Here is a 22,637-nt window from a genome sequence, read left to right as displayed (position 1 = left end):
CCAAGGAAGGCCACGAAAGGCGACCGCACATGAACGACTCCCTCGCGCTCCTGACCCTGGGCATCACCCTGCTCTGCGGCGTGCTCGCCGTCGCCGGTGTACGGACGTACCTGACCGGCCGGGAGCGGCAGGCCGCTCTCGCCGAACGCCTCGCCGACCCAGGGGAGTCGTCCCGCTCCACCGCCCGCTCCCGGCCCTTACGCCGCTTCGACCGCGCGGTGCGCGGGACGCGCCTCGGCAGACGGCTGGAACTGCGCATCGCCGCCACGGGACTCGGGGTCGCGCCGGGCGACTTCCTGCTGTGGACCGGCGCCGCAGCCGTTGTCCTCTGGGTCGTGGCAGCCCTCGCACTGGCCCCCTTCTTCGGACCGCTCGCCGCGGTGGTGGCCGTCTGGACGGCGTTCGCCTTCCTGGGGCGGCAGCGCCGCAAACGCATCGAGAAGTTCATCAACCAACTCCCCGAGCTGGCCCGCATCCTCGCCAACGCCACCCAGGCGGGCCTCGCCCTGCGCACGGCCCTCGGCATGGCGGCGGAGGAGATGGACGCCCCAGCAGGTGAGGAACTGGCGGCCGTCGCCGATCGGTTGGCCGTGGGGCACTCCGTCGAAGAGTCCCTCGCCGAACTGGCCGACCGGCTGCCCTCCCGCGAACTCGGCGTGCTCGTCACCACCCTGGTCCTCTCCCACCACGCCGGAGGCTCGGTCGTCCGCTCCCTGCGCAACCTCACCGAGACGCTGGAGGAACGGAAGGAGACCCGACGGGAGGTCCGAACCCAACTGTCCCAGGTGACCGCCACGGCATACGTCGTTCCCCTGATGGGCGTCGGCACCCTCTTCCTCCTGGACCGCATCGCCCCCGGCTCCATCGACCGTATGACGGGCACCGCCCTCGGGCAGCTCACCGTCATAGGCGCCTTCGCGCTCTACGGCGTCGGCTTCTTCCTCATACGCCGCATGTCCCGCATCGACATCTGAACCCGCCCCGCGCGGCGAAGAGCCCACCCGCACACCCGCCCCTGCCACCCCCCCACCCCTCCCACCACGCTCCGAGGAGACGGACATGGGCCTGCTGATCGCCCTCCTGGCCGGCGCGTCCGTGGCCGGCGTCTGCTACGGCGTCGCCCTCTGGCGCAGCGAGGCCAGACTTCCCCCGGACCTCGCCGTCGCCCTGGAGGTCGGAGCCACCCGCACCACCGCGGTCGGCTCGGCCGTCGACCGTCTCGGCATGCGGTGGGCCCCGCTCGTGCTACGCCTGATGGGCCCGCGCCGCGTGGCCCGGATCCGCACGCGGATCGACCGCGCGGGCAACCCCGGCGGTCTCACCGTCGACCGCTACGCGGCCCGCCGCGCGGTGTACGGGGCCCTCGGTTTCGGTGGCGCGCTCGTCATGCTGGTCGAGGGGCGGTTGCTCATAGCCGTGCTGCTCGTCGCCTTCGGCCTGTTCTGGATCGAGGTCGGCATCTGGGCCGCTGTCCGGGAGCGGCGGACCGCCATCGAACGGACGCTCCCCGACTTCCTCGACGTCCTCGCGGTCGTCGTCAGCGCCGGGCTGAGCTTCCGGCAGGCCCTCGACCGGGTCGCCGAACGGTACGAGGGTCCGTGGGCGGACGAACTCCGTATCGCTCTGCGGCAGATGGACATGGGCGTCAGCCGCCGGGACGCCTTCGACGGGCTGCGCCGGCGGAACGACTCCGAACAGGTCGCGCAGTTCGTCTCGGCCCTCCAGCAGGGCGAGGAGCTCGGCTCGCCCATCGTGGACACCCTCATGGACATCGCAGCCGACATGCGCCGCACCGACGCCCAGAACGCCCGCCGCAGGGCGGCCCGCGCGGTCCCCAAGGCCACGGTCGTCATCACCACGTTCATGGTCCCCGGCACGCTGGCCCTGATGATCGCCGGATTCTTCCTCGGCTCGGGCGTCGACTTCGGCACGGTGTCGGGCCGATGAGGCCGGGACGGCGGGCGGCGGTCCGGACGGAGGAGTTCTGTGAAACCTCTTCGCTTCTGCAACCGGCTGTGGGACAGTCTTCGCCCGAAGGACCTCGGCGGTGGTACGCGAAGCTGGACGGGGGTGGCGCGTGTGACGCACGGGAACGACCAACTCCCCTGCGAAAGAGGGAATACGAGGCACGCGCACTGTCCCGCGTCCGGTGTTCGGGCGTACGTTTCCCCTGCGGCGACCGGCCGTTCCGGACGCCACCCGCAGCGCCCGGCCACGCGTGGAGGGGATGGGAATGGGGAAGCGCTTCTGGGAGGACGACCGGGGGCAGACCTCGGTCGAGTACCTGGGCATCATCGCCGTCGTGGTGGCGATCGTCCTCGTCCTCACGACGACGGACTTCGGCACGGTGATCGCAAAAGCGATCATGGATCAGATCCAAAAAATCGCCAAGTGACCCCAGGTCCGCCGCTGTTCCGCGGGCCGCCCGGTCGACGGGACGCGGGCCAGGCGTTCCCCCTGTACATCGTGGCGGTCGCCGGGTTCCTGTTCGTCGCGCTCGCCGTCTTCGCCGTCGGCATGGCGGGAGCCGCCAGGAACGGCACCGGGTCCGCCGCCGACGCCGCCGCCCTCGCCGCCGCACAGGACTACCGGGAGCAGTCCTACACCGGCTTCCTCCGGGATCTCACCACCCGGCCCGGCGGCGACTGGCGGCGCTGGTTCGACGGCCGCGGCGACACCCCCGTCACCGCCTGCCGCGAAGCGGAACGCCTCGCCCGCGACAACGCCGCCGGCCTCACCGGCCCCGGCTGCGCCCCGGCCCCCGGTCCCGACCCCACGACGCTGGCCTTCGACGTCACCGTCACCGCCCGCGACGGGATCGGCACCTCCGTCGTCCCCGGCAGCGAGGACGTCCGCCCCACCGTCAGCTCCCGTGCCGTCGTCGCCCCCCGCTGCCGCCCCGCCCCGGGCGGGGACGTTGGCGCCGCTTACGCCCGGCTCGACTGCGACGACGGGCCGCTGACCGTCGACCCCGCCCACCCCGACCCCCGGCTCACGGCACGCACCCTCTTCGCCGTCCGCCTCGCCGCCACCGACCGATGACCCCACGAGCGGAGGAACGCCACCCATGAGCGCAGGGCGCCGACACCCCCGGGCCGTGCTGCCGGTGTCGCTCGCCGTCGCCGCGGTGCTCGCCCTGTCCGGCTGCGGAGACGGCGGCGACGGCGGTGGCGACGAGCGGAACGCGTCGGGCCGCCCGACCGCCGCGGACACCGGGAAACCCGAACCCAAAGGCCAGGGAAAAACCTCGTCGTCCGCGGCACTGGGCGAAATGCGCAACGGCGACGGAATCGTCGTCACCATCACCTCCGCGGCCCGGGAGGACGGCGGGTTCGTCACCGTCCAGGGCACCGTCACCAACCGCGGCACCAAACTGTTCAACGCCCTGGAATGGCGTTCCAAGGAAACCGACGTCAGGTCTCAGTCCGCCGTCTCCGGCGCCACCCTCGTCGACGCCAAGGGAAAAAAGCGCTACCTCGTCCTCCGGGACACCGACGGCCAATGCCTGTGCAGCACCGGCCTCACGGGAATCAAACCCCAGGAATCCCGGCCCCTCTTCGCCCAGTTCCCCGCACCTCCCGCCGACGTCGCCCAGGTCGACTTCCAGATCCCCACCATGCCCACCGTCCGCATCGCGCTCTCGGGGTGACCCGTGACCCGCCGCCCGCCGACACCGCCCGCCCGCCACCACGGGCCGCTCGCCACGGCCGTCCTCACGGCGGCCTTCACGGCGGCCGCCCTCCTCACCGCCGCGCCGGCCCCCGCCCACGCCTCCGGCCCCGGAGACCAGGCCCGCAGCGAGCCGCCCGTCAAGCTCGACGCCCACGCCTCCGGACTCAGACTCCGCAAAGGCGCGAAACTCGCCCCCGGCCGGGTCCTGGACATCAAATCCGTCATCGAAACCGGCAACGGCAGCGAACGCCGCGTCGACACCAACGTCAACGTCACCTTCGCCCTTCAAGCCGAAGTCCTCTTCGACAAGGACAGTTCGTCCCTCAACGGCGCCGCGGCCCAACGCATAAAAACCATCGCCGACGAGGCACGCAACCAACACGCCACCACCCTGCGCGTCTTCGGATTCACCGACAACCTCGGATCCGCCGACCACGGGACAGCCCTGTCCAAAGAACGCGCCAACGCCGTACAGCGCCAACTTGCCAAAGAACTCGGCTCCTCCGCGATCTCCTACCAGATCCGCGGCTACGGCGAGGACTACCCCATCGCGGACAACGCCACGGAGGACGGCCGCCGCAAGAACCGCAGAGTGGAGGTCAGCTTCCCCCGCCAGGGCCGCTGAACACCCGGCACCGCGCCCCGGCACACCCACGTACCGAGGCCGGCGCGCGCCTGAGGTGTGGATCACTGCCCCATCCTCCCCGGAACCAGCGCGTCCGCCGCTAGGTTGACCGATACCGCCGGACAGCACCGACCATCGCCGGACGACACCGACAGTCCCCGAGGAGGGCCCATGACCCGCGCCCGCACCGCCGACCTCCTCGACACCCAGGCCCAGGCCTGCGCCGAACTCAACTCCCCCCTCTACGCCACGCTCCTCACCCGCGCCGCCCAGGACGTCCGCGACGGCGGACCCTGCGCCGACGCCGTGGCCCCCCTGGAGGGCGCCCCGGGCCCGGCCGCCGTCGGACTCCGGCTGATGGGCGCGGTCCACGCGCTCGTCCTGCTCGGCGAAGCACCGGACCTGGCCGCCCACTACCCCACGGCGGGCGGCACCGCCGACGACCCGGACGCGGCGTGGGAACCGTTCCGGCGCGCCGTCGCCGACCACCCCGAGCACATCACCGACTGGATGCGCCGCCCGCCCCAGACGAACGAGGTCGGCCGCGCGAACATGCTGATCAGCGGCCTGCTCACCACGGTCGCCGCCCTCGGAACCCCCGAACCGCCCCCCGTCCGCCTGCTCGAACTCGGCGCCAGCGGCGGCCTCAACCTCCGCGCCGACCGCTTCCGCGTCACCGCCGGCGACCCGGCGGCACCCCGCTTCGCCTGGGGAGACCCCGCCTCGCCCGTCGTCCTCGACGGCGCCTGGCGCGACGGCACCCCACCGCCCCGGATCGCCGACGCCGCGGCCCGCGTCCCCGCCCTGGACGTCGTCGAACGCCTCGGCTGCGACGTCGACCCGCTGGACCCCCTCGACCCCACCGGCGCCCTCGCCCTCCGCGCCTACGTCTGGCCCGATCACCCGGCCCGCCCCGTCCGGCTCTCCGGAGCCATCGACCTGGCCCGGCGACTGCCCGCCCGGGTCCTCTCCCAGGGCGCGGCCGACTTCCTCGCCGACGCCGGCCTCCGCTCCGGCACCCTCACCGTCGTCTGGCACTCCGTGATGCGCCAGTACGTACCACCCGCGGAATGGGACCGTGTCGAGACGGAGCTCGCCCGGTTGCGCACGGCCGCGACCGGACCGGAGACGGGCTGGTTCGCCCACCTCGCGTTCGAACCGCGGCGCGTCGGGGACACCCACCGGTTCGTCCTCACCGCCCGCCTCGGCGACGGGCCGGAGGAGGTGCTGGCCGAGGCCCACCCCTGGGGCCTCGACGCTCGCGCATGCGAGATCACCTCCCTCACCGGCTGAAACCGCCCCACCGGTATCTCGCCAACCACCCTCGCCAGGCGGCAGGATGGGCCTTCCGAAAGCCCTGGTGGCGAACGAGGGGGGCGGTACGTGACGGGCGGTACGAGGCGGTCGGCACGGAAGGGAACCGGCGCGCTGCGACTGGCCCTCGCCGCAGGAGCGCTCGCCACGGCAGCGGCCCCCGCGGTCGCCGCACCCGCCGGGGCGACGAGCGCCGGACCGCCGGCCGCCTACCGGACGGCGCCCGACGCCCAGGAGATCCACGGAGCGCGGGCCGCCACAGCCGACCCGCCCCTCGTGCCGAGCGGCCACACGGCGACGGACACCATCGCCCCGGGCGAGCGGAAGTTCTACGCCGTCCGCCTGGACGGCACGTCCGACGCCTACGTCTCCGCGGTCGCCGCACCTCGCCCGGGCGGCACCCCGGGCCTCCGCGACGGCATCGACGTATCGCTGCGCCGCGCCGACGGCACCCCTTGCGGACCGTCGCGCCACCGCTCCTTCCTCGCCGAAGGCGGTGCCTACCCACTCGCCGACCACACCGAACGTCTCGCGGGAGCGGGCGGACCCTGTGCGGCGGCCGGCACCTACCACTTCGTCGTGGCCCGGGGCGAAGCGGACGACGGAGACCCCGCCCCCGTCTCCCTGGAACTTACCGCCGTCACCCGCCACCCACCGGTCACCCCCAAGCCGACGTCTCCACCCGGCACATGGAGCTCAGAACCACCACCGGAACCGGCCGGACCGGCGAAGGACGTCACCGGAGGCAGCGGGTTCAACGACGCGGCCGACGTCCGGACGGGCACCTGGAAGGACTCGATCCGCCCGGGGGAGACCCGCTTCTACCGCACCCCGGTTGCCACCGGCCGCCAGCTGTTCGCGAAAGCGACGTTCGGTGACGCCCCGGGACGCGTCCCCTATGTCGCCAACGGCGTGCGCCTGGGCCTGAACGACGCCGCCCGCGGCCATGTGACGAACCGGACGGACGGCTACCAGGGCCACGCCGTCGCCATCCCCCTCGCCGCACCGCCGCCGGGACGGGACACGGGATCCGAGGGCTGGTACTACCTCCAGGTCAGTCTGAACACCAAGGTCGGTCAAAGGCGTTCGGAAGCGGTGCCCGTCACGCTCACGGTCACCACGGCACCGGCCCGGAGCGCGCCGACGGGCCCGCCCGGCCCTCACGCCCACCGCGCCCCCGACGGCACCACCTTCCGCGCCGCGGCGGCCTCCCCGGCACCGGACGGGCGCCTGAAGGCCGTCGGCTACGCGGGCGTCGGCACCGGAACGGCACTCCTCCTGGGCCTCGGCGGCTGGTACCTGGCGGCCCGCAGACCGGAGGAGTGAGCCCCCCGGTCACCATTCACCCGGGCGTGACGGGCGGAATCCGCACGTGCGCCCCTTCGCGCAGCCCCCATCGCGCCATCGTTCCGGCCGCCGACTCCAGCACATGGCGGGCCGTCGGCCGGGGCCGGCCGAGACGGTGCGGAGGCATGGTGCGCACGGCGAGCACCCGCATGTCCCGGCTCAGATAGGCGACGTCGATCGGGAACCGCATTCCGAAGGTGTGCACCGAGCCGGCCGGGGTGAGCAGCATGGCGCCCTCGATCCCGTCCCGTCCGAGCAGCCCGCGCGTCCGGGCACGGTAGGAGGCGGCGACCTCCACCGGAACCGCCGGGCCCCCGCACTCCGCGGGTCCGACGGTGAGGTGGGTGAAGCCGTCCACCCATCCTGGCATCGGCATGCCCCTTCGCCTGGAGAGAAGTCGACCAATCAGCCTTCCGGGTAGCCAAGTTATCCACATGCGGCGGGTCGTCCACAGCTTTCGCGGGGATCGCCCCCTCCCCTCGCCCGGCTCCGTAATCTCGCCGCATGAACTGGTTGTCGATCGTGCTGGTGGCTTCGGCCGCCCTCTACGGAACTCTGGCCGGCACGCTGGTGCCGGGTGCCCGCTACCGGCTGTCGGTCGAGCCGGACGAGCCGTGGCGGACCGTGGCCCCCTGCGGGCACGTGCTCGGCGGCGGAATCGGATGGGGACGGTGTACGGCGTGCGGGCGGACGAGATACGGCCCCGGGGTGGTGTGGCCGGCCGGAGCGACGGCCGTGGTGTGCGCGGTGACGGCCGCGGTGGTCGGCCCGCGGCCCGAACTCGGCGTGTGGCTGCTGGCGATACCGGTGGGTGTGGTGCTCGCGGGAGTGGACTGGGCCGTGCACCGGTTACCGGACGCCCTGACGCTGCCCCTGGGCGTGGGCACGGCCGCGCTGCTCGGAGTGACCGCCCTGCTGCCGGCGTCCGGCGGCACGTGGACCGGAGCCCTGCTCGGGGGCCTGGTGCTCGGCGGCGCCTACCTCCTGCTGTTCCTGGCCCACCCGGCCGGGATGGGGTTCGGCGACGTCAAGCTCGCCGCGGGGCTGGGCTGCGCACTGGGCTGGTACGGCTGGGGCGTGCTGATACTCGGCGGCCTCGCGGGTCTGCTGCTGGGTTCGGTGTACGGCATCGCGCTGATGCTCACCCGCGGCGCGGGACGCGGCACGACCATGCCCCTCGGACCCTTCCTGCTCGCCGGAGCCTGGCTGGCCCTCCTGGCGGGCGGGTGGTCGGCGCGGCCTTGATGGGGGCGGAGGCGGGGAGGGGGCCGGGGAGGGAGGGGAGGGGGAGGGGCCCCGACCCCCAGGGGGAAGCACGTGCTCCGGCGACCGGCGTCAGCGTTCCGCTGCCCGAACGCTCGCCTCGCCCCCCCCATTCGGCCCACCCCCGTCAAGTCGGCGACGAGTTTGTGCAACATTTCGATGACGGTGACGGACAGCACGATCGGCAGGTGATCACTTGGCTGGTTCTACACCGTAGCCCCAGTGCTGACACGGAGGAACGGGGATCCCGTGACCCCGGCCGCCGAGCATTACAAGATCAACAACTGTGCCGAAAGTCAGCGCGCCACGCTATGTCACCCTCGCCGATGCGCGATGCACCCCCTCCGACCGGTTATGGTGGAAACCCCCCCTCGGGCCGGTCCGTATCCCCCCCACGGACCGGCCCGTTTTTCATGGGCGGATGTCACTCTCCGTATGGATTCGTGCGACTCCGGGCAGTTGTGATCCGGATCCGGTGGAATTCCCCCGCCGCAAGGGCGCCGGAATCACCCACGATTCATGCACAAATCATTCGCGAAGCGTCTACGCGATGCGTGCGGGACACCTGTCGGACATCTGTGGCCGACGGGCGGGGTCGGCCGCGCGGGCCGGCCCCGCGCGGCCGCAGGTCACCGCCCGCCCCCTCCGGTACCCGGCGCCCGGCCCCCCGGCGTCCGGCCCCACTCCTCGCGCCTCTCGTACCCCTCCCAACCCCTCTCCCCCGCTCGCTATCCCCCTGCCCCCCCCCGGATCCCCGCAGACCCCTACGAGCCGCCCCGATTCGCCCAGATGTTGACCCCTTCCGCGCTCACCGCGAAGGAATCGATCTCAGCCAGTTCTTCCCCGGTCAATTCCGGTCCCTCCAGCGCCGCCACATTCGCCTCCAGCTGCCCCACGCTGGAGGCGCCGATCAGCGCGGAGGTCATCCGCTCGTCCCGCAGCACCCAGCGCAGCGCCAGCTGCGCCAGCGACTGCCCGCGGCGCCGCGCGATCCCGTCCAGGCCGCGCAGCCGGCGCAGCATGTCCTCGGTGAGCAGCGTCGGGTCCAGCGACGTCCCCTTGGCGGCCCGGGAGCCCGCCGGCACGTTCCCGCCCAGGTACTTGTCCGTGAGCAGCCCCTGGGCCAGCGGCGCGAAGGAGATGCAGCCCATGCCCTCGTCCTCCAGGGTGTCGAGCAGCCCGTCGTCCTCCGTCCAGCGGTTGATCATGGAGTAGGAGGGCTGGTGGATCAGCGCGGGCACGCCCATCTCGCGCAGCAGCCGGGCGGCCTCCCTGGTCTGCTCCGCCGTGTACGAGGAGACACCGGCGTAGAGGGCCTTCCCCTGCCGGACGGCGGACGCGAGGGCGCCCATCGTCTCCTCCAGCGGGGTGTGCGGGTCGAAGCGGTGCGAGTAGAAGATATCGACGTAATCGACACCCATTCGGACCAGTGACGCGTCGAGGGACGAGAGCAGGTATTTCCGCGAACCCCATTCGCCGTACGGGCCGGGGTGCATCAGATAGCCGGCCTTGGTGGAGATGAGCAGTTCGTCGCGGTAGGGCCGGAAGTCCTGGGCGAAGAGCTTGCCGAAGTTCAGCTCGGCGGAACCGGGCGGCGGTCCGTAGTTGTTGGCCAGATCAAAGTGGGTGATGCCCAGGTCGAAGGCGCGCCGGAGAATGGCGCGCTGTGAGGCCAGGGTGCGGTCGTCCCCGAAGTTGTGCCACAGTCCGAGGGAGATGGCGGGCAGTTTGAGCCCGCTGCGGCCGCTTCGCCGGTACTCCATGGAGTCGTAGCGAGTTTCGGCCGCGCGGTAGTGCGAATCGGTCATGTCGCCACTGACTATCACGACCCGGTGACCGGCCGAGTTGGGTCCTCGCGACACGCTGGCAGTAATGTGGCGCTCTCGGGCGCCCGCAGTGGCGGGGAACCGCAGTGGCATGGAGGGGCTGGAAACGTGAAGTTGCGCGACCTGGTGTACAGGCTCTACGCACACCGGGTGGAAGGCCGCCTCGATCACGCCCAGGTGCCCAAGCACATCGGCGTCATCCTGGACGGCAACCGCCGCTGGGCCCGGGCCGACGGGCGGACCCCGGAGCAGGGTCACCAGGCCGGCGCGGACAAGATCCAGGAGCTTCTGGGCTGGTGTGACGAGACGGACGTCGAGGTCGTCACCCTGTGGATGCTGTCGACCGACAACCTGGACCGGCCGGCGAAGGAGCTGAAGCCGCTCCTCGGCATCATCGAGAACACGGTGCGCGGGCTGGCGGCGGACGGCCGTTGGCGCGTCCACCACGTGGGCCAGCTCGACCTGCTCCCGGCCGAGACGCAGACCGTCCTGAAAGAGGCCGAGCAGGCCACGCTCGACGTCAAGGGAATACTCGTCAACGTGGCGGTCGGCTACGGCGGCCGGCAGGAAATCGCGGACGCCGTCCGTTCTCTGATCCTGGAAGCCGCCGACAACGGCACGTCCTTCGAGGAACTGGCCGAGTCGGTCGACATCGACCACATCACCAAGCACCTCTACACGCGCGGCCAGCCCGATCCGGACCTCATCATCCGCACCAGCGGCGAGCAGCGGCTGTCCGGCTTCATGCTCTGGCAGAGCGCGCATTCCGAGTACTACTTCTGCGAGGTTTTCTGGCCGGCCTTCCGCAAGGTCGACTTCCTTCGCGCACTGCGTGATTATGCGGCGCGCCACCGGCGTTACGGATACTGAACGGACGTGCCGGGCGCGGACCTCCGGGAGTCCGCCGTACGGGTCGTCACGGCCCTTGTCCCGTAGGTGCGCTGGGCGATTGCCCGATGTCACAGCGTTGCCGGCCGGGCCGCCGTAGCGGTCCGGTGATCGGTCGTTCACCTGCTCGTCGCATATGCCGTTGCATGGTCAAGCGCTTCGGCGGGAATATCCCCCACAGGCCGGCGGTCGCCCCAATGACCGTCGCTCTGCCAGCGGGCGGCATGGGGCCGCCCGCCCGGGAGGCCCTTTGCGACGGACGAAGCCCGCGACGGCTGAGCGGTGCAGGCGGATCATGCCGCCCCCGCGGGTCGCGCGGAGGACGTGGAGGGCCGTCGACCGGCCCTCGAAGGGCGTGGACCCGGCCCCTTCCCCGCGACCCAGGTCGCGTCCAGACCTCTCCCCGAGGGGGTTCGTGCACCCGTGGTGACCAGCAAGAAGCGCCGTGAGAACGACCGGCGCACCTATGTCCTCGACACCAGCGTCCTGCTGGCTGATCCAGGCGCCATGTGCCGCTTCGAGGAGCACGAGGTGGTGCTGCCCGTCGTGGTGGTCACGGAGTTGGAGGCCAAGAGGCACCATCCGGAGCTCGGTTACTTCGCCCGGAAGGCCCTGCGCCGACTCGACGAGTACCGGGTGCAGTTCGGCCGGCTCGACGCACCGATCCCCATCGGGGAGCTCGGCGGAAGCCTGCGGGTCGAGCTCAACCACTCCGATCCGGCCATACTGCCGGTCGGATTCCGCCTGGGGGACAACGACTCGCGCATCCTCGCGGTCGCCCGCAACCTCCAGGCGGAGGGGTACGACGTCACGGTGGTCTCCAAGGACCTGCCGCTGCGCATCAAGGCGTCGTCGGTGGGCCTGCTGGCCGAGGAGTACCGGGCGGAGCTGGCCATCACCGACTCGGGCTGGACGGGGATGGCGGAGCTGTCCGTCACCGCCGAGCAGGTGGACGAACTGTTCGCCGCCGAACGGACATACATCCCGGAAGCGGTCGAACTGCCCGTCCATACCGGCCTGGTGCTCCAGTCGCCGCGGGGCAAGGCGCTGGGCCGGGTGACGGCCGACGGCGCGGTGCGCCTGGTCCGCGGCGACCGTGAGGCGTTCGGCATCCACGGGCGCAGCGCCGAGCAGCGCGTCGCGCTGGACCTGCTGCTCGACCCGGACGTGGGCATCGTCTCGCTGGGCGGCCGGGCCGGCACCGGCAAGTCGGCGCTGGCGCTCTGCGCCGGCCTGGAGGCGGTGCTGGAGCGGCGGCAGCACCGGAAGGTGATGGTGTTCCGTCCGCTGTACGCGGTCGGGGGCCAGGAGTTGGGCTATCTGCCCGGCAGCGAGTCGGAGAAGATGAGCCCCTGGGCCCAGGCGGTCTTCGACACGCTCTCGGCGGTGACCACGGCCGAGGTGATCGAGGAGGTCGTGGGGCGCGGGATGCTGGAGGTGCTGCCGCTGACGCACATCCGCGGGCGGTCGCTGCACGACGCGTTCGTCGTCGTGGACGAGGCCCAGTCGCTGGAGCGCAACGTCCTGCTCACCGTGCTCTCCCGCATCGGCGCCAACTCCCGTGTCGTCCTCACCCATGACGTGGCCCAGCGCGACAACCTGCGGGTCGGGCGGTACGACGGGGTGGCGGCGGTGGTGGAGAAGCTGAAGGGGCACCCGTTGTTCTCGCATGTGACCCTGACGCGTTCGGAGCGGTCGCCGATCGCGGCGCTGGTCACGGAGATGCTGGAGGACGGGCGCATCTGACGGACAGCCGGACGCGGCCTGTCCGGCCATGCCCGGTGACGCCGGGTGACAACGCGCGGCAAAGCTTGGGAGCTTAGCCGCGCGTTGTGCTGCAGCGCCGCCATTCCCGGAATTCCGGTGCGCCGAACATGGTGTGACGTTTCCCACGCAACGCGGAATTGCCTCCGAGCGTGCGCGTCGGGCAGAGTCTGGTTCCTGTCAGGCCCCGCATACGGCACTTGCACCTCGGGCTCCCCAGGGAGCGCGCGGGTCACCGCCCTTGAACCGGCGAGTGAACCGACAACTGAACAGCGTCGCCGTATGCCGCCCGAGCACCGTACGTACCTCCCCCACCGGGAGGTTCACCGACGGCCCGCCGGGCCAGTGCCTCCAGTGACCGGCCGGTCCCGCGATGCCGCGGCTCCGTACCAGCAGAGGCCAGCGTCAGGGGCGCGATCGCGTCCGCGAGGGTCATATGCGCGGGCGATGCTGGAAGGAAAGCGTGTGAGCCGGATCTCGGTCCGGGGATTCGCCGTGGCCTCCGCCACCGCGGTCACCACCGTCGGCGCCGTCGTGGGCGTCGCCCAGGGCGACGAGCAGGGTAAGACGACGACCGGCGGAGTGCAGGCCGCCGCGGCCGACACGACGCTCCTCGCGGAACTTCCCGCCGGGCAGAACGCCGTCCAGACCGCTTCGCTGACGGAGCAGGCGGACACCCAGGTCGGCGTGGCCCAGACGATCGCCAAGAAGGAAGCCGAGGAGGCCGCCCGCAAGCAGGCCGCCGAGGACGCCAGCGCCAAGAAGGAAGCCGCCGAGGCCGCCGCCAAGAAGGAGGCGGAGGAGAAGGCCAAGGAGAAGGCGGAGAGGGACCGGGAGAAGAAGGACAAGGACGAGGTCGCGAGCCGTTCGGCGACGCGCGACTCCGTCGACATCCCGGTCAAGGGCTCCTACAGCACCGCCGAGGTGCAGGCGATAGCCCGGCAGATCGTTCCCGCCGACCAGTTCCAGTGCTTCAGCAACATCGTGAACAACGAGAGCAGCTGGGACTACACGGCCACCAACGCCTCCTCCGGTGCCTACGGCCTCGTCCAGGCGCTCCCCGCCGAGAAGATGTCCTCCGCGGGCGCCGACTGGCGGACCAACCCGGCCACCCAGATCAAGTGGGGCCTCAGCTACATGAACGAGCGGTACCACAGCCCGTGTGGCGCCTGGTCCTTCTGGCAGGCCAACAGCTGGTACTAGGCCCACGGCCGGTATCAGGCTCTCCGGCGCGCGCCGCGCTACGCTTCCACGAGCCCCCGACCTCAACCGGTCGGGGGCTTTGTGGGTCTTCCGGAGGGAACGCGGGCCCCACGGGCGGAAACCTTTCGTCTCCGACCCATGGGGCCCAGGTAACGTTCATGCCGGATGGCCGCGGGGGATGTGGGGGTAGAGGAAGAGAAATGTCCAGATTGCCACAATGGCTCGACAGGGTCGGCTCGGGCCTGACGCGGCTCTCCCAGCGGCTGGAGGAGCGCAAGGCGCGCACCGACCCGGACGGTGTGCCCGCCTGGGCGCGGCCGCCGGCCGGCGACTCCACCCCCGGGCGACCGGTCCACGAGCCGGCGGACGGGGGAGCCGCCGCGCCCGGACCCGTAGGACCCGCCGCGTCCGAACCGGGAGCACCCGCCGCACCCTCCCGGACCGGATCGGCCGAATCCGTCGCATCCGCCGAACCGTCCGCCGCCGCACCCGACGAGGCACCGGCCCCGGGGACGAGCTCAGCCTCGGCCGACCGGACCCCGCCCCCTTCCGCCGCGGCCGTCCTCGCCGAACCGCCGCGTCCCGACCCCGTCTCCGCCGTGCCCTGGGGCGTCCGCGTCGCCGCCGAGGCCGGCTGGCGACTGCTGGTGCTCGCGGGAACGCTGTGGGTGCTGATGCGCGTCATCAGCGCGGTGCAGCTGGTGGTGCTGGCGTTCGTCGCGGGCCTTTTGATCACGGCGCTGCTCCAGCCGACCGTCGCGACGCTCGTCCGACGGGGCCTTCCCCGGGGACTCGCGGCGGCCCTGACCTTCATCTCGGGCTTCGTGATCATGGGACTGGTCGGCTGGTTCGTGGTCTGGCAGGTGATGGACAACGCCGACGACCTGTCCGGGAAGCTGGAGACGGGCCTCCACGACCTGAAGGAATGGCTGCGGACCAGTCCGTTCCATGTCACCCAGGACCAGATCGACAACATCACCGACAACCTGACCAAGGCGCTCCGGTCCAACACGGACGAGATCACCTCGGCGGGCATACAGGGCGTCCAGGTCATCATCGAGACCCTGACCGGGATCGTCCTGGCGATGTTCACCACCCTCTTCCTGCTCTACGACGGGCCGAGGATCTGGCGCTGGGTGCTCAGGCTGGTGCCGAGCGCGGCCCGCGAGGGTGTCGCCGGGGCGGGGCCGCGCGCGTGGGCGACGCTCACCGCGTATGTGCGGGGCACGGTGATAGTGGCCATGATCGATGCGATCTGCATCGGCATCGGCCTCTACTTCCTCAAGGTGCCGATGGCCGTGCCGCTGGCCGTCTTCATCTTCCTCTTCGCCTTCATCCCGCTCGTCGGTGCCGTGGTCTCCGGCGCGCTGGCGGTCGTGGTGGCGCTGGTCACAGAGGGTGTCTTCACGGCGACGATGGTGCTGGTGGTCGTGCTGGCCGTGCAGCAGATAGAGGGGCACGTCCTCCAGCCGTTCATCCTCGGCCGGGCGGTCCGCGTGCATCCGCTGGCGGTGGTGCTCTCCGTGGCGGCCGGCTCGATGATCGCCGGGATCGGCGGCGCGGTGGTGGCGGTGCCGCTGGTGGCGGTGACCAATACGGTCGTCGGCTATCTGAAGGCGTACTCCCGGGGCGAGGTCCCGGGCGAACGCCTGGAGTGAACCGGCCCGGGCGCGACGAAAGCCACGGAACCCCCCGGGGCGACGAAGGCCTCGGACCCCGGGTGCGACGAAGCTCGCGGAGCCCCCGCCATCGGACGGCATGACGACGGCGGCCCGCCGACCAAGGAGGTCGGCGGGCCGCCGTGCGTACTACGGGATGTGCTCAGCCGTTGAGAACGGCCTCGGCGTCGAGCGTGGCGCCGACGGCCTGGAGCACGGAGGCGATCTTGAACGCCTCCTGGATCGTCTCGCGGGCCACACCGGCCTTGCGCAGCACCTGCTCGTGCGAGTCGAGGCACATGCCGCAGCCGTTGATGGCGGAGACGGCCAGGGACCACAGCTCGAAGTCGACCTTCTCCACGCCCGGGTTGCCGATGACGTTCATCCGCAGACCCGCGCGCAGGTTGCCGTACTCCGGGTCCGACAGCAGGTGCCGGGTGCGGTAGTAGACGTTGTTCATCGCCATGATGGCGGCGGCGGCCTTGGCGGCGGTGTACGCCTCCGGGGACAGGTTCGCCTTCGCCTCGGGCTCCAGCTCGCGCAGGACGATCGGCGAACGGGTCGCGATCGCGCAGGCGAGGACGGTGCCCCACAGCTGCTGCTGCGGAAGGTCGGAGTTGCCGATGACCGAGCCGAGGTTCAGCTTCAGGTCCTTGGCGTAGTCCGGTATGGCGGACTTCAGTTCATCGAGAGCCATGGGGAATCAGCTCACTCGCCCGAGAGGAGCGCGACCGGGTCGAGGGTCTCGTCGCCCTTGCTCCAGTTGCAGGGGCACAGCTCGTCGGTCTGCAGGGCGTCGAGGACCCGCAGGACCTCCTTGGGGTTACGGCCGACGGAGCCGGCGGTCACCATGACGAACTGGATCTCGTTGTTCTGGTCGACGATGAAGACGGCGCGCTGGGCGTAGCCGTCCTCGCCCTCGACGCCGCAGGCGCGCATCAGCTCGTGCTTGGCGTCGGCCAGCATCGGGAAGGGCAGGTCACGCAGGTCGGCGTGGTCCTTGCGCCAGGCGTGGTGGACGAACTCCGAGTCACCGGAGACGCCGAGGATCTGGGCGTCACGGTCGGCGAACTCGTCGTTCAGCTTGCCGAATGCGGCGATCTCGGTCGGGCAGACGAAGGTGAAGTCCTTCGGCCAGAAGAAGACGACCTTCCACTTGCCCTCGTAGGTCTTGTGGTCGATCTGCGCGAAAGCCTTGTCCGCGTCGAGGTCCACACAGGCGGTCAGGTCGAACTCGGGGAACTTGTCACCGACAGTGAGCACGCGCTCTCCTTGCAGCGAAGAAAGTCCCGGTTTCGGACTTTCTGCGGGGTTGGACGTGATCCACCCTGCCACAGGAGGCATTGATAGCGGAAATAGTTAGACTGATTGGTGTTGATCGGAGGTGGTTATCGATGGGCTCGACGGAATCGTTCATACCGCGGAACCGGGCCGCCCGGGGCGCCGCGCCCCAGGAGCCGGCCGCCCGCCCGGGCGGGGCGAAGGCGTCGTCCGGCCGGCCCCGCCAGCCCAGCCTGGCCCAGCTCAGGGCGTTCGCGGCGGTCGCCGAGCACCTGCACTTCCGGGACGCCGCCACGGCCATCTCGATGAGCCAGCCGGCGCTCTCGGGCGCCGTCTCGGCCCTGGAGGAGTCGCTCGGGATTCAGCTCTTCGAGCGTACGACGCGGAGAGTGCTGCTCAGCCCGGCGGGTGAACGGCTGGCCGCGCGGGCCCGGACGGTGCTGGACGCCGTCGGCGACTTCATGGAGGAGGCCGAGGCCGCCCGCGCACCCTTCACCGGCGTACTGCGGCTGGGCGTCATCCCCACCGTGGCCCCGTATCTGCTGCCCACCGTGCTCCGGCTGGTCCAGGAGGTCTATCCCGACCTCGACCTCCAGGTGCACGAGGAGCAGACCTCGTCCCTCCTCGACGGCCTCACCCAGGGCAGGCTGGACCTGCTGCTGCTCGCGGTGCCGCTCGGCGCCCCCGGGGTCACCGAAATGCCTCTCTTCGACGAGGACTTCGTCCTGGTCACGCCCTGCGACCACGAACTGGCCGGGCGCGCGGACGTCCCGCGCAGCGCGCTGCGCGACCTCGACCTGCTGCTCCTGGACGAGGGCCACTGCCTGCGCGACCAGGCCCTCGACGTCTGCCGCGAGGCCGGCCGCGCCCCCGGCGCATCCGTGGCCACCAGCGCGTCCGGCCTGTCCACGCTGGTCCAGCTCGTCGGCGGCGGGCTCGGCGTCACGCTGCTGCCCCGGACGGCCGTCCGCGTCGAGGCCGCCCGCAGCGACCGCCTCGCCACCAGCTGCTTCGCCGCGCCCCCACCCTCCCGCCGGATCGCCCTGGCCATGCGCTCGGGCGCGGCGCGGCAGAGCGAGTTCGAGGAGTTCGCGGACGCCTTGCGGGACGCGCTGAGCTCGTTGCCGGTTCGTATCGTGGGCTGAGCGGCGGTCGGCCCCGGATCGTGGACGGGGCGTCAGCCCCGGCGGCCGGCCCTCTTGAGGATGCCGTCGACGTCGAGTTCGATCTTCGCGCCGATGGATTCCGGGAGTTCGGCGCGCTCGCCGGGTGCGTAGACGCGGTGGTTGCGGTACTCGTTGGCGAACGGGTCCGTCAGGACGTGCAGCCGCTGCTTCTTCCGGTCGACGATGACGTAGACCGGGATCTTGGCGATCGCGTAGGCGGCGACCTTGGTCCGCACGTCCTGGGCGTAGTTGGTCGAGGTGACTTCGAGGACCAGGCGGAAGACGGCCGGGTCGTAGTAGGTCGACTCGACGGCGTGCTCGTCCGCGTCGCTGTCGACGACGGACAGGTCGGGAATGGCGTAGTCGTGCGGTCCGTCGGGGAGCCAGACGGCCACGCCTTGGACTACGGACGTCTCCTCGGTGTGCGCTGCCTCGAAGGCGAAGGTCAGGTCGGTCAGGGAGAGGGCGTGAAACGCGTCGGGCGGTGGTGTGACCGTGATCTGTCCCCCCAGAATCTCGACTCGGTAGCCGGGATTCCGTTCCGCGAGTCGCTCGGCCTCCTCCAGCAAGGTCGGCTCCTCGCGATCGCGGGGGCGCTCGGTTGCTGCGACGGGCATCGTGTTCCTCCTGGCGGCCGGTGTCGAGCCCACATCGTCGTAGGCCGGTACAGCCCTTCCGATCCCTTGCACAGGTGTTCACTCGCAGGGGCTAGCGGCACCCGAAAACCCCACCTGACCTGTGGTAAAAGCCCCCGCTACTCCGTCCGCAGCCCCTCCGGCCGCGTCACCCGCAGCAGCACCGGCAGCGTGGCGAGGGTGACGACGGCGATGAGGCCCACGCCCGCGCCGGTCACCGGGAGGAACGCCCACCAGTCCGCGACCCGCGCGTCCGTCAGCCGCAGGACGGCCCAGCCCAGGCCCAGGCCGCCGGCCACGGCGACGGCCATGCCCAGCAGTACAGGGATCGCCGTCTGCCACAGCACCGACCAGGCCAGGGTGCGGCGGGGGGGTGCCGACGGCCACGAGGGCGGCCAGCATGCGCCGCCGTTCGCGGAGCTGTTCCAGCGTGGTGACGAGCATGCTCGCGCCGATCAGGGCCAGCATGCCCGCGGCGCCCAGTAGCAGGCTGCGGTGGACCAGCGGGTAGTTGTCGTCCTTCACCACGCCGCCCAGCCGCCCGATGCGCAACGTGGGGTCGATGCCGGCCGCCGTGTTGCGGACCCTTTCGATGGCGTCGGGGTCGCCCGGCTCGGTCCGGACGGCCAGCCGGGTCCTGGCGTCGGGCAGGGCGGACGTGTCGACGGCCGACGGGGTGGCCAGGACGCCGTCGGGGTGCTCGCCCGTCGGATCGGGCCGGGTGCGGACCACCCGCGCGGAGTCGGGGACGGTCCACCGGTACGGGCGCGCCGCGTCGTCGGTGTACGGGTCGGCGACGACCTTGGTGCCCGGACCGAACGCGTCGGCGTGGCCGGGCTCCCCGGAGCGGCCGAGGAAGACGTCGCCGTCCCGGCAGGAGCCGATGTCGGCGAGCTCGGCGAGGGTGGCGCAGTCGCCGATGACGACGCTGGTGACCGTGTCCGGCTCGCCGTCCTTCTCGATGTACCGCTCCACGTACCCGGCCGCCGCCCGCACACCCTCGGTGCGCCGGAGCCGGTCCACCCAGTCGTGCACCTCCCTCGGGGAGCCGACCGTGTGGGAGCCGACGAGCTGCGAGTGGGTTGCGAGCGCCTCGGGCGATGTGTCGAAGTCGCCGCGCACACCCGTGAAGACCGTCTGCACGGCGATGGCCCCGGCCACCGCGACGGTGATGCCGCTGATCGCCCGGGCCGCCGGACCGCTGTTCAACTGGAGTCTCCGCACAGCCAGCTGCCAGGATGGCGGGCCGCCGCGCAGCCGGGCGACGCACGCCTCGACGGCCCACGGCAGCAGCGCCGTGACGCCCAGCAGCAGCAGCGCGGCGCCGATGGCCACCTGCCAGGCGTCCATCGGCACGCCCGGCAGCTCCCCGGTCGCCCGGCCGAACGCCGGGGTGAGCAGGACGGCCCCCAGTGCCGGCACCAGCAGCCGCCACCACAGCCGGCGCCGCCGGGGCGCCGTGCCGCGTACGACGCCGAGCGGTTCGACGGCGACGCCGCGCAGGGTGAACAGGGTGACCGCGACCGCGCAGGCCGGCACCGCGACGGCGATCAGCGCCATCGTCCAGGGCGCCGGCAGGACGTCGGACGGGAAGACCCCGGTGTCGCGGATGGTGAGGTCGCGGGCGTACCCGCGCAGCCACAGGAAGAGGGCCGTACCGGCGCCCAGCCCGAGCACCGCGCCGGTCAGCGCCTCGCCCGCCGCGATCCGGCGGACCATCCGCAGGTCCGCGCCGATCAGCCGCAGCGCGGCCAGCCTGCGGTCGCGCCCCGCGCCGCCGAACCGGGCGGAGGTGCCGATGAAGACGGCGACCGGCGTCAGCAGCACCACGCAGGTGAGGACGGTGAGGACGATGAGGACCGGGCTCATCGGCGCGTCCGGCGCGTCGTATCCGAACCGGTCGACGCGCTTGGCGCCCGTCGCCGGGCCGATGCGGTCGCTGCCCGCGTAATAGAGGAGCTCGTCGGGGCCGACGAGCCCCGCGTCGCCGATGGTCCCGACCGTCCGGTAGGCGGCGAACCGGTCGCGGAGCAGCGCTCCCCGGTCCGATGCCAGCAGCGCGGCGAGGGCGGGGGAGACCACCATCTCGCCGGGCTCCGGGAGCCGGTCCACGCCGGGCGGGCGGGGCGCGTCGGGGCCGTCCGCGGTCAGCAGTCCGCCGGTGACGGGCTTGTCGCGGAAGTCGGTGCCGACCTCCTGGTAGAGCAGGGTGTCCGGGCCGCGCCGGGCGTCCCGCTCGGCCGGGTCGCGGAACTCGCCGGTGACGCCGACCGAGCGGGCCGCCTCCCGGGCGTGCCGGTGGGCGAGCATCGACGGCACGGACGCGACGAGCAGCAGCAGGGCCACGCCGAGGCCGACACCCACCGCCGTGAGCGCGGTCCGCAGCAGCCCCTCCCGGCCGCCGGCGACGGCGTACCGGGCGCCGAAGCACAGATCGCGGAGCCAACGGGCGGGGCCGTGGGGGCCGGTGGGGCGGGAGGCGCGGGGCGGGGTGCGGTCCCCGCCGAGGGGCGCGGGACGTACGCGGCGTGGGCGCACCTCGTCGTCCGGGCGCACCTCGTCGTCCGAGTCCTGGCCCGTCGCGCGGACGTCCTCGTCGTCCGATGCCCTGCCCGCCGCGCGGACGTCTCCGTCCTCTATGTCCCTGCCCGCCGCTCGGACATCCCCGTCGTCCGGATCCCTGCCCACCGCGCGGACGTCACCGCCCGTCACAGCACCCCCGTCATGTCCCGCACCCTGCCGTCGCGGACGATGACCTCACGGTCGGAGTACGCGGCGACCCGCGACTCGTGGGTGACGAGGACGACGGCCGCGCGTGTTTCCCGGGCGGCGGCGGTGAGGAGCTCCATCACCCGCTCGCCGTTGAGGGAGTCGAGGGCGCCGGTCGGCTCGTCCGCGAAGATCACGCGGGGTGTGGTGACGAGTGCGCGGGCGACGGCGACGCGCTGGCCCTGGCCGCCGGACACCTCGCCGGGCCGCTGGTCGCGGGTGTCGGCGACGTCCAGCCGCTCCAGCCAGTGCAGGGCCCTGGCCTCGGCTTCCTTGCGCCGGAGGCCGGCCAGCCGCAGCGGCAGGGCCGCGTTCTCCACGCACGTCAGCTCCGGCACCAGCCGGCCGAACTGGAAGACGAAGCCGAACTCCCCGCGCCGCAGGGCGCTCCGCTCGGCGTCCGGCAGGTCCGTCAGACGGCGGCCGTCGTAGGTGACGACGCCCTCGTCCGGCCGCACGATGCCCGCCAGGCAGTGCAGCAGCGTGGACTTGCCGGAGCCGGAGGGCCCCATGACGGCGACGACCTCGCCCGGGTGGACGGAGAAGTCGGCGCCGTCGAGGGCGCGCGTCGGCCCGTAGGACTTGCGCAGGCCGACGGCGCTCAGCAGGGAGCCGGCGGGTATCACGCGCCCACCGCCTCGGCGAGCCGGCCGAGCCGGGTGGCGGTCATGTCCAGCCACCGCAGGTCGGCTTCGAGGTGGAACAGGGCGTGGTCGCAGATCAGCTGGTCGGCCAGGTCGCCGGAGCGCTTGCGCTCGGTCAGGCCGCGCATCATCCGCAGGTGCTCCGCCCGCTGGGCGTCGAGCAGTCCGGTGGCGTTCCGCCCGGTCAGCAGGGCGAGGACGATTTTGGTGTAGAGGGTCGACTGGAGGTACGGCTCGGGCCTCTCGGGCCGGGCGAGCCACTGGCCGACGTCGTCGACGCCGGCCGCGGTGATCGCGTAGCGCTTGCGGTCCGGGCCGCCGCCCTGCTCGATCCCGTCGACTTCGACGAGCCCGTTCTTCAGCAGCCGCGACATCGTCGCGTACACCTGGCCGTAGTGCAGCGGCCGGTCGTGGCCGAAGTGGGCGTCGAAGGCCCGCTTCAGGTCGTAACCGTGCCGCGGACCGGATTCCAGCAGGCCGAGCAGAGTGTGTCCGATCGACATGCCGCGACTGTACAACAGGTCTATACCTTGGGTGTATAGACGCGGTGTACAGCCGGTTCATCCGGAACGGCCGCTACCG

Annotated in this window: 22 protein-coding genes; 14 read left to right on the top strand and 8 right to left on the bottom strand. The window is 72.1% G+C overall.

Annotated elements, in window-relative coordinates:
* Positions 1–29 precede the first annotated feature (29 nt).
* From K7I03_RS11760 to K7I03_RS11725, 8 genes are all read left to right on the top strand, one after another.
* Positions 30–974 (top strand): type II secretion system F family protein, encoded by a 945-nt coding sequence (locus tag K7I03_RS11760; RefSeq protein WP_185941830.1) that lies wholly within the window; start codon positions 30–32, stop codon positions 972–974.
* Between the two features lie 85 nt (positions 975–1,059).
* Positions 1,060–1,947, top strand: coding sequence for a DUF5936 domain-containing protein (locus K7I03_RS11755; RefSeq protein ID WP_185941829.1), 888 nt, complete (start codon positions 1,060–1,062; stop codon positions 1,945–1,947).
* Between the two features lie 286 nt (positions 1,948–2,233).
* A complete protein-coding gene (locus tag K7I03_RS11750; RefSeq protein ID WP_004947925.1) occupies positions 2,234–2,395 on the top strand; it encodes a Flp family type IVb pilin in 162 nt (53 codons plus the stop codon).
* Positions 2,392–3,042, top strand: a complete 651-nt coding sequence (locus K7I03_RS11745; protein ID WP_185941828.1) for a pilus assembly protein TadG-related protein — start codon at positions 2,392–2,394, stop codon at positions 3,040–3,042. The genes K7I03_RS11750 and K7I03_RS11745 overlap by 4 nt, the downstream gene beginning before the upstream one ends.
* Positions 3,043–3,067: 25 nt before the next feature.
* Complete coding sequence (locus K7I03_RS11740) at positions 3,068–3,649, top strand: hypothetical protein (protein WP_185941827.1); 582 nt, start codon at positions 3,068–3,070, stop codon at positions 3,647–3,649.
* A gap of 3 nt (positions 3,650–3,652) precedes the next feature.
* Complete coding sequence (locus K7I03_RS11735) at positions 3,653–4,297, top strand: OmpA family protein (protein WP_185941826.1); 645 nt, start codon at positions 3,653–3,655, stop codon at positions 4,295–4,297.
* Positions 4,298–4,468: 171 nt separating this feature from the next.
* Entirely contained in the window at positions 4,469–5,590 is a 1,122-nt protein-coding gene (locus K7I03_RS11730; RefSeq protein WP_185941825.1) for a DUF2332 domain-containing protein, read from the top strand.
* Positions 5,591–5,680: 90 nt separating this feature from the next.
* Positions 5,681–6,937, top strand: coding sequence for a hypothetical protein (locus tag K7I03_RS11725; protein ID WP_185941824.1), 1,257 nt, complete (start codon positions 5,681–5,683; stop codon positions 6,935–6,937).
* 16 nt (positions 6,938–6,953) lie between these two features.
* Here the strand turns inward: K7I03_RS11725 and K7I03_RS11720 are convergent, their stop codons facing one another.
* Entirely contained in the window at positions 6,954–7,334 is a 381-nt protein-coding gene (locus K7I03_RS11720; protein WP_185941823.1) for a DUF192 domain-containing protein, read from the bottom strand.
* Positions 7,335–7,462: 128 nt separating this feature from the next.
* On the opposite strand from K7I03_RS11720, the gene K7I03_RS11715 reads away from it, so the two are divergent.
* Positions 7,463–8,203, top strand: a complete 741-nt coding sequence (locus tag K7I03_RS11715; protein WP_185941822.1) for a prepilin peptidase — start codon at positions 7,463–7,465, stop codon at positions 8,201–8,203.
* A gap of 782 nt (positions 8,204–8,985) precedes the next feature.
* Here K7I03_RS11715 and mgrA read toward each other — a convergent pair.
* Positions 8,986–10,029 carry an L-glyceraldehyde 3-phosphate reductase gene (mgrA, locus tag K7I03_RS11710; protein ID WP_185941821.1) on the bottom strand — a complete coding sequence of 348 codons (1,044 nt, stop codon included), beginning with the start codon at positions 10,027–10,029 and terminating at the stop codon, positions 8,986–8,988.
* Positions 10,030–10,155: 126 nt separating this feature from the next.
* Between mgrA and K7I03_RS11705 the strand changes: the two genes are divergently transcribed.
* The 4 genes from K7I03_RS11705 (at position 10,156) to K7I03_RS11690 (ending at position 15,560) form a co-directional block, all read left to right on the top strand.
* A complete protein-coding gene (locus K7I03_RS11705) occupies positions 10,156–10,917 on the top strand; it encodes an isoprenyl transferase (protein WP_185941820.1) in 762 nt (253 codons plus the stop codon).
* 441 nt (positions 10,918–11,358) lie between these two features.
* Positions 11,359–12,681 carry a PhoH family protein gene (locus K7I03_RS11700; RefSeq protein WP_185941819.1) on the top strand — a complete coding sequence of 441 codons (1,323 nt, stop codon included), beginning with the start codon at positions 11,359–11,361 and terminating at the stop codon, positions 12,679–12,681.
* A 483-nt stretch (positions 12,682–13,164) separates the two neighbouring features.
* Entirely contained in the window at positions 13,165–13,902 is a 738-nt protein-coding gene (locus K7I03_RS11695; RefSeq protein ID WP_185941818.1) for an aggregation-promoting factor C-terminal-like domain-containing protein, read from the top strand.
* Between the two features lie 200 nt (positions 13,903–14,102).
* Entirely contained in the window at positions 14,103–15,560 is a 1,458-nt protein-coding gene (locus K7I03_RS11690) for an AI-2E family transporter (RefSeq protein WP_185941817.1), read from the top strand.
* 163 nt (positions 15,561–15,723) lie between these two features.
* Here K7I03_RS11690 and K7I03_RS11685 read toward each other — a convergent pair whose 3' ends face one another.
* Positions 15,724–16,257 (bottom strand): alkyl hydroperoxide reductase, encoded by a 534-nt coding sequence (locus K7I03_RS11685; RefSeq protein WP_004941958.1) that lies wholly within the window; start codon positions 16,255–16,257, stop codon positions 15,724–15,726.
* A gap of 11 nt (positions 16,258–16,268) precedes the next feature.
* On the bottom strand, positions 16,269–16,823 hold the full coding sequence (locus tag K7I03_RS11680; protein ID WP_185941816.1) for a peroxiredoxin: 555 nt from the start codon (positions 16,821–16,823) through the stop codon (positions 16,269–16,271).
* Positions 16,824–16,954: 131 nt separating this feature from the next.
* Between K7I03_RS11680 and K7I03_RS11675 the strand changes: the two genes are divergently transcribed.
* Positions 16,955–17,986, top strand: coding sequence for a LysR substrate-binding domain-containing protein (locus K7I03_RS11675; RefSeq protein WP_224347003.1), 1,032 nt, complete (start codon positions 16,955–16,957; stop codon positions 17,984–17,986).
* A gap of 32 nt (positions 17,987–18,018) precedes the next feature.
* Here the strand turns inward: K7I03_RS11675 and K7I03_RS11670 are convergent, their stop codons facing one another.
* The 4 genes from K7I03_RS11670 to K7I03_RS11655 form a co-directional block, all read right to left on the bottom strand.
* Complete coding sequence (locus tag K7I03_RS11670; RefSeq protein WP_185941815.1) at positions 18,019–18,624, bottom strand: Uma2 family endonuclease; 606 nt, start codon at positions 18,622–18,624, stop codon at positions 18,019–18,021.
* A gap of 78 nt (positions 18,625–18,702) precedes the next feature.
* The gene (locus tag K7I03_RS11665; protein WP_317988263.1) at positions 18,703–21,354 is read right to left on the bottom strand and encodes an ABC transporter permease; all 2,652 of its coding nucleotides are present in this window, start codon (positions 21,352–21,354) and stop codon (positions 18,703–18,705) included.
* Complete coding sequence (locus K7I03_RS11660) at positions 21,351–22,037, bottom strand: ABC transporter ATP-binding protein (protein ID WP_185941814.1); 687 nt, start codon at positions 22,035–22,037, stop codon at positions 21,351–21,353. The genes K7I03_RS11665 and K7I03_RS11660 overlap by 4 nt, the downstream gene beginning before the upstream one ends.
* Positions 22,034–22,558 carry a PadR family transcriptional regulator gene (locus tag K7I03_RS11655; RefSeq protein WP_185941813.1) on the bottom strand — a complete coding sequence of 175 codons (525 nt, stop codon included), beginning with the start codon at positions 22,556–22,558 and terminating at the stop codon, positions 22,034–22,036. Before K7I03_RS11655 ends, K7I03_RS11660 begins: the two co-directional genes overlap by 4 nt.
* Positions 22,559–22,637: the final 79 nt, after the last annotated feature.

Origin of the sequence: Streptomyces mobaraensis, assembly GCF_020099395.1 — a bacterium.
Lineage (GTDB): Bacteria > Actinomycetota > Actinomycetes > Streptomycetales > Streptomycetaceae > Streptomyces.
Note: the sequence above shows the minus strand (reverse complement) of the source record. Positions and strands in the feature narration are given on the sequence as shown.